The sequence below is a fragment of the Bordetella petrii genome (genome assembly GCF_020991325.1).
GTDB classification, from domain to species: Bacteria; Pseudomonadota; Gammaproteobacteria; order Burkholderiales; family Burkholderiaceae_B; genus Bordetella_A; species Bordetella_A petrii_E.
On sequence record NZ_JAJMLX010000249.1, the window covers coordinates 1 to 6772 of the forward strand.

The 6772-nt window shown below is 64.4% G+C and carries 7 protein-coding genes; 2 read left to right on the plus strand and 5 right to left on the minus strand.

Annotation, left to right across the window (positions count from 1 at the left end; translation table 11 throughout):
• The coding region (locus tag LPZ50_RS19745) for a YqaA family protein (RefSeq protein ID WP_419195616.1) at positions 1 to 355 on the minus strand (355 nt) is incomplete at its 3' end.
• A gap of 95 nt (positions 356 to 450) precedes the next feature.
• Between LPZ50_RS19745 and ilvA the strand changes: the two genes are divergently transcribed.
• Positions 451 to 1959, plus strand: a complete 1509-nt coding sequence (gene ilvA, locus LPZ50_RS19750) for a threonine ammonia-lyase, biosynthetic (RefSeq protein WP_230664081.1) — start codon at positions 451 to 453, stop codon at positions 1957 to 1959.
• A 155-nt stretch (positions 1960 to 2114) separates the two neighbouring features.
• On the opposite strand, the gene LPZ50_RS19755 is transcribed toward ilvA, so the two are convergent.
• Both LPZ50_RS19755 and LPZ50_RS19760 read right to left on the minus strand, forming a co-directional pair.
• Positions 2115 to 3233, minus strand: a complete 1119-nt coding sequence (locus LPZ50_RS19755) for a porin (RefSeq protein WP_230664084.1) — start codon at positions 3231 to 3233, stop codon at positions 2115 to 2117.
• 304 nt (positions 3234 to 3537) lie between these two features.
• Entirely contained in the window at positions 3538 to 3942 is a 405-nt protein-coding gene (locus tag LPZ50_RS19760; RefSeq protein ID WP_230664087.1) for a DUF4148 domain-containing protein, read from the minus strand.
• 228 nt (positions 3943 to 4170) lie between these two features.
• Here LPZ50_RS19760 and LPZ50_RS19765 point away from each other — a divergent pair, with 228 nt between their 5' ends.
• Positions 4171 to 5088 (plus strand): LysR family transcriptional regulator, encoded by a 918-nt coding sequence (locus LPZ50_RS19765; RefSeq protein WP_230664091.1) that lies wholly within the window; start codon positions 4171 to 4173, stop codon positions 5086 to 5088.
• Between the two features lie 6 nt (positions 5089 to 5094).
• On the opposite strand, the gene LPZ50_RS19770 is transcribed toward LPZ50_RS19765, so the two are convergent.
• Both LPZ50_RS19770 and LPZ50_RS19775 read right to left on the minus strand, forming a co-directional pair.
• A complete protein-coding gene (locus LPZ50_RS19770; protein ID WP_230664093.1) occupies positions 5095 to 5646 on the minus strand; it encodes an adenine phosphoribosyltransferase in 552 nt (183 codons plus the stop codon).
• Between the two features lie 63 nt (positions 5647 to 5709).
• Positions 5710 to 6772 (minus strand): amino acid ABC transporter ATP-binding/permease protein (locus tag LPZ50_RS19775; protein WP_230664096.1); only part of this gene is annotated, 1063 nt, incomplete at its 5' end.

Below are 6772 nucleotides of genomic sequence, written 5' to 3' on the forward strand. Positions count from 1 at the left end.
CGTGCCAGCGCCCGCGCATGCGGTCGGCCGCCCCGCCCGGACGGCCATGCGGAGCATGGCCGTCGCCGGGCGGGTGGGGATGCTTTTCGCGCCAGCTTTCCAGGGCCCGGTGGGCGCCCAGGCCCATGGCATAGCTGATGGTGCCGCCCACGGTGTTGCCCACCGTGGCCACCAGCACGGCCGGCCAGAACATGTCGGGCGCCAGTTTCACGAAGCCGAACACGGCCGGCTCGGACCCGAGCGGCAGCAAGGTGGCCGATACCAGGCTGATCACGAAGATGGCCGGCAGCCCGACTTCGGGCAGGGCCACCAGCGACAGCAGCCAATGGACGGCGTTCAGCAGGCTTTGTTCCATGGTGGACGGCAGTGTAGCCCGCGCGGCCGGTTCACGCGGCCCCTGTGGTAACCTGCCCAACGCTGTTTTTTCTCTTTCCTGGCTATTGCGCCGCCATGTCCGCCGATTATCTGAAACGCATCCTGACCTCGAAGGTCTACGACGTCGCCGTCGAATCCCCGCTCGAATCCGCTCCCTTGCTGTCGCAGCGAATTTCGAACACGGTGATGCTCAAGCGTGAAGATACCCAGGCCGTGTTCAGCTTCAAGCTGCGCGGGGCGTACAACAAAATGGCCAACCTGGCTCCGGCGGCCCGCAATCGCGGAGTAATAGCCGCCTCGGCCGGCAACCATGCCCAGGGCGTGGCCCTGGCGGCTACCCGGCTGGGCTGCCGGGCCGTCATCGTCATGCCCACCACCAGCCCGCAGGTGAAGATCGACGCGGTGCAGCGCCTGGGCGGCGAAGTGGTGCTGGCCGGCGAAAGTTTTTCAGACGCCTACGAACACGCCCTGGCCCTGGAAAAGAAAGAAAAGCTTACCTTCGTGCACCCTTTCGACGACCCTGACGTCATTGCCGGCCAGGGCACGGTGGGCATGGAAATCCTGCGCCAGCACCCCGACCCCATCGATGCCATCTTCGTGGCCATCGGCGGGGGCGGGCTGATCGCCGGCGTGGCCGCGTACATCAAGCAACTGCGGCCCGAAATCAAGATCATCGGCGTGCAAACCGAAGATTCCGACGCCATGCTGCGCAGCGTACGCGCCGGGCGCCGCGTGCAATTGAACGACGTGGGCCTGTTCTCGGATGGCACCGCCGTGAAGATGGTGGGCGCCGAAACCTTCCGCCTGACCCGCCAGTATGTCGACGATTTCGTGGTGGTCGACACCGACGCCATTTGCGCGGCCATCAAAGATGTCTTCCAGGACACCCGCAGTGTGCTGGAACCGGCCGGGGCCATGGCGGTGGCGGCCGCCAAGCAGTACGCCGCCACGCACAAGCTCAAGGGCAAGACCCTGGTTGCCATTGCCTGTGGCGCCAACATGAACTTCGACCGCCTGCGCTTCGTGGCCGAGCGCGCCGAAGTGGGTGAAATGCGCGAAGCCGTGTTCGCCGTCACCATGCCCGAGCAGCGCGGCAGCTTCCGCCGCTTTTGCGAACTGGTGGGGCACCGCAGCGTCACCGAGTTCAACTACCGCATCTCGGACGCCCAGCGCGCCCATGTATTCGTGGGCGTGCAGATCCATTCGCCGGCCGAATCCGACAAGATCGCCGCCAATTTCCGCCGCCACGGTTTCGACACGCTGGACCTCACCCACGATGAAATGGCCAAGACCCACTTGCGCCACATGGTGGGCGGCCGATCGGCGCTGGCCAGCCACGAATTGCTGTACCGCTTCGAGTTCCCCGAACGCCCGGGCGCGCTGATGCGCTTCCTGAACGCCATGAACCCCGACTGGAACATCAGCCTGTTCCACTACCGCAACCAGGGCGCCGACTACGGCCGCATCCTGATCGGCATCCAGGTACCGCCGTCGGACAAAAAGCAATTCAAGACTTTCGTGGCCGAACTGGGCTATCCGCACTGGAACGAAACCGACAACCCGGCCTACAAGCTGTTCCTGTAAAGCGGGCACGCAAAAAGTGGAAGGGCCTCCAGAGGAGGCCCTTCCTTTCCAAGCACGGCACGCCCGGCGCAAACCTTCGCGGGGTCAGTTGTCACTCGACGGACAGCGGAGAAAGCCCGTACATTCGGCAACCCGCGCCGGGACGTGCGATGCGCTTAGAACCGGTGACGCAAGCCGACTGCCACAGCGGTGCTGCGCTGGTCTTCTTGGAATGCCCAGTTGTCGCCGTACGAACCCATCGCGTACAGGTTGGTACGCTTGCTCAGGTCGTAGGTGTAACCCAGGCTGAACGTGTTGCTCGTGGCGTCGTCGCCTGCCAGACGGCTGTTGTTGACATCAGCACGCTGCCAGGAAGCCCAGACGTTGCTGGCGCCGCCGATCGGGGCACTGACGCCCAACAGGTACGAGTTGACGCGCGAGCCGTCAGCCAATTGCCAGCTGCCCAGGCCCGTGCCATCGACGTCTTCCAGGCCCTCGATGTTCGTGCCGACGAACCAGCCGTCAAACGTTTGACCGAAAGCGGCCGAGACCTTGACCACTTCGAAGTCATAGGCGGCGCCGATGATGTACGACTGGACGTTGTCGGTGTCGTTGGGACCTTTGATACGGCTGCTGTCCGCGCGGAAGTTGTCGTACGACAGGGCCACATCCAGCGGGCCATTTTGATAGCGGCCGCCAACCGTCAGGACACGGTTGTTGTTGTTGGTGCGGAAACCACCACCGGTGGAGGCTTCGTCATCGGCATTGAAGGAGTAGCCGACGCCGAACTTGAAGCCCGAGAAAGACGGGGTTTGGTACAGCACCATGTTGTCCAGGCGAACGGTGTTGGCCGATCCGAACGACGTGCCCATGGTGGCTTGGTCGTAGCTGATGCCCGAGGGGTCAATGCCGGAGAAGTACTTGGAGGCCAGGTTGGTTTGACGGCCGAAGTCCAGTTGGCCCCAGCTGTCGCTTTGCAGGCCAATGGTGGCTTGGCGGCCGAACAGGCGGCCGCCTTGCGACGAGGTACCGTCGTTGGGCGAGAAACCGCCTTCCAGGGTGAAGACAGCCTTCAGGCCATCGCCCAGGTCTTCAGTGCCGCGCAGGCCGAAACGCGAGCCGCTGTTCACGCCGTCTACAGCGCCGATACGGCTGGCTTTGTCTCCGTTAGCGCCCTTGACTTGGTTATAGCCAATACCCGCGTCGATCAGGCCGTACAGCGTAACCGAGGTTTCCGCCTGTGCCGCGCCTGCGAAGCCGGCGGCCAGCGCAACGGCCAGTAGCGTTTTTTTCATGATGATGTCCTAAAGCGAAGTGACAGGAAAGGCCATGCGCAACCCGCCTATGCCAGCGGTGCAGCGGCGCATGTACAGGCAAAAGTATCTTTCCAACCGCAATAGGGATTAACCACGAATTTGGCGAGTTGTTTTCCAGGAATCGGGGTAAACAACCGGGAAAGGCACCCGCGCCGCTATGCCACACGGGCTATGGCAGCCTTTTCCGCCGGCCCGGCACCAGGTAGTACTACGCAATAAAACCTTGATGGCGGCCTGGCGACACGTTGCATTCAGACAACAATTTATTGATGCCGCGCTTGCATCACGGCTTTGGCGGATAGTCCAGGTCGCCAAAGCTGATCTCGCCGGCCTCTTGGGCGGCCCGCAACTCGGCACGCACCTGTTCGCGGGATTTGCGCGTGGAGGGGTGCTGCTCGGGCGGGTAGTCCAGGTCGCCGGTGCCAAGCTGCCCGGCGTTGCGGGCCTGCTGAAGTTCGGCACGCACCTGCGCGCGGGTTTTTGGCGCGGACGCGGCGGGCTGGACGGGTGGGTAATCGAGATCGCCGGACGACACGGCACCCGCGGCCCTGGCGGCGGCAAGCTCGGCGCGGACATCGGCGCGGGTCTTATTTTTGGGGCGAGTGGGACGGGCAATCATCAGAATCGATACGATAAAGTTTTGCCAAAATTTGCATGCCGCCGATTTTCGGCCGTCATGCATCACCATCGTAGCGCAGGCAGTATCCCGCCTCCAGGTATCCGTAAAACCCCCCAATCCCGGGGAACATCTTTCCATTATCAGCGCCAAATCAGTCGTGCGCTATTACTTGCGCAGGCGCAAGCAACACGTCAACAGACGCCGGCGGAACAGACTTTTCCATTTTTGACAGACAAATTCTGCGCCGTGATGCGCTATGTTCTGTATCAAACGCAAGAATCACCTGCCACAAGCATCATGGATATACAGCTAAACGACATCGCGCTTTTTGTCGAAGTCGCCAAGCGCAAGAACTTCAGCCATGCCGCGGAAGCACTGAACATGCCCGCGTCTACCCTGTCGCGGCGCGTCAGCGAGCTTGAGCAAAGCATAGGCATGAAGCTGCTGAACCGCAGTACCCGGCGAATCGAACTGACCGAAGCCGGCCTGGTGTATTACGAACGATGCCGGCCCATCGTGGAAGAAGCGCGCGTCGCGCACGACCAGTTGCTGGACATGGCATCGCAGCCCAAGGGACGCCTGCGCGTGTCCATGCCTTCCAGCCTGGCGCAATTGTTCCTGCCGGCGGTCATACGCGAGTTCCGCGCGCAGCACCCGGACATCGAGTGCGATTTCGACCTGAACATGCAGCACATCGATCCCATCAGCAACCCGTACGACCTGGTGCTGCGTTTCGGGCGCCAGCCGGACTCCAGCCTAGTGGCCCGCCAGATCGTACTGATGGAACACCGTCTGTATGCCTCGCCGCAGTATTTGTCACTGCATGGCGTGCCTCGCTCGCCGTCCGACCTGGGCCACCATGAATGCCTGCGCCCTGCCATGAGCGAAGCCTTTTCGTACTGGGTGCTGCACTCTGGCGAAAAGGTGGAACGCGTGGCGGTGTCGGGGCGGTTGGCCGCCAACAATGTCGGCATGCTGTCGCGCCTGGCGCGGGAAGGCCTGGGTATTGCGCCCCTATTGGTGTTCGACACCATCGGCCAGCCAATACGCAACGACGGGCTGCTGCCAGTGCTGCCCGAATGGAGCCTGACACCCATCCCGCTGTTCGCCCTGCTGCCCTCGCGCACCATTCCCGCCAAGACGCGCGCGTTCCTGGATTTCATCCAGCCGCGCCTGAACGAACCCAGCAGTTGGGCCGTGCCCAAGGCGGCCTGAGCCGCGCTACGGGCTGGCGTTGTCGAAGCTGCACGCCGTGAACAAGGGCGTGCCCGTGGCAGCCACCTTGCCCGACCCGCCCAGTTCCGGCAGGTCGATAATGGCGGCGGCCTCGACCACGTTGGCCCCCAGGCGCTGCAGCAGCTTGATGGCGGCCAGCATGGTGCCGCCGGTGGCGATCAGGTCGTCTACCAGCAACACGCGCTGGCCGGTGCGCACGGCGTCGGTATGCATTTCAACCGATGAATTGCCGTATTCCAGGGAATACGCTTCGGCCACTGTGCGGTAAGGCAGCTTGCCGTGCTTGCGTACCGGCACGAAACCCAGGTTCAGTTCGTACGCCAGCACGCTGCCGATGATGAAGCCGCGCGCATCCACGCCCGCCACGAGGTCCAGCCGCTGGCGCATGTAGCGGTAGACGAACAGGTCGATAAGAACACGGAACGTGCGCGGGTCTTGCAGCAAGGGCGTGATGTCGCGGAAAACCACGCCGGGCTGGGGCCAGTCGGGGACGCTGCGGATGGTGCGCCGGATCAGTTCGGCGGTGTCGGTCTGCATGGGCACGCCCCGGAAAAAATGAAGCAAGGCGAACTATAACCGTGCCACCCCGGTTAAGCCAGATCAATCGGCCACGAGATGGCCGCCACGCAAGTCCAGCGCGCGATGCACCGTACCCGGGGGCAAGGCGGCGTGTGTCACCAATATGACGGTACGGCCGCGCGTGGCTTGTGCCAGGTCGCGGAAGAACTCGATTTGAGCCGGCTCGTCCAGGCCGACAGTGGGTTCATCCAGGGCCAGCACCGCGGCCGGCGCCAGCAGCGTGCGCGCCAGGCACAGGCGGCGGGCCTGGCCGGCCGACAGGCTGGCTCCGGTTTCGCCGGCCCAGGTGTCCAGGCCGTCTGGCAGCCCGCGCACGAAATCGCCCAGCCGGGCGGCATCCAGTGCCGTCCATAAGTCGCTATCCGTGGCGCCAGGGTCGCCGATCAACAGATTGGTACGCAAGGTGCCCAGGAATACCGGTGCGTCCTGCGGCAGCAAGGCCACACGGCGATGCCACTGGGCCAGGGCCGCCTGCCGCACATCCACGCCGCCAAAGCACACGCGGCCGGCATCGGGATCTTCCAGGCGCAGCAACAGCTGCAGCAAGGTGGATTTGCCAGCCCCGCTGGGACCGGTGATGGCCACGCGCTCGCCGGGCTGGACCCGCAGATTCAGTTTGTCCAGTACCCGCGGCGCGGGGCTGACGCCTGCCGCGGGATATGCGAAGCACACGTCCTGGAAATCGACGGCCCCTTGTTCGGGCAACGGTTGAGGCCGCGCGGGGTCATCCTGGTCGGGCATGGCCTGGGCAATGGCCTGGATGCGGCCCGCGGCCGCCGCTGCGCTACCCAGCCGCGAGGCCCCGCGCATCAAGGGCCCGGCCACCTCGAACACACCAATGACTGCCAGCACCAGGCCGGCCAGCATCGGTCCGCCAAGGGCCTGGCGCGCCAGCGCATCGATGCCGAACCACAGCATGCCCACGAGACTGGCGCCGGCCAGGGCCTGCAGCCACCACAGCCCCCCCGCGGCGACGCGCACCTGGGCTTCGCGGGCGCGCGCCGAGTCGTTACAGTGCGCGGCGTAACGTTCGCGCGCCTGGTCCGCCGCGTGCAGCGCGGTCAGGTCGGCGTGGCCTTCCACC

Bases quoted from the DNA above. Each gene is read 5' to 3' on its own strand.
- LPZ50_RS19755 (WP_230664084.1), bottom strand. From the start codon at position 3,233: ATGAAAAAAACGCTACTGGCCGTTGCGCTGGCCGCCGGCTTCGCAGGC.
- LPZ50_RS19760 (WP_230664087.1), bottom strand. From the start codon at position 3,942: ATGGTGATGCATGACGGCCGAAAATCGGCGGCATGCAAATTTTGGCAA.
- ilvA (WP_230664081.1), top strand. From the start codon at position 451: ATGTCCGCCGATTATCTGAAACGCATCCTGACCTCGAAGGTCTACGAC.
- LPZ50_RS19770 (WP_230664093.1), bottom strand. From the start codon at position 5,646: ATGCAGACCGACACCGCCGAACTGATCCGGCGCACCATCCGCAGCGTC.
- LPZ50_RS19765 (WP_230664091.1), top strand. From the start codon at position 4,171: ATGGATATACAGCTAAACGACATCGCGCTTTTTGTCGAAGTCGCCAAG.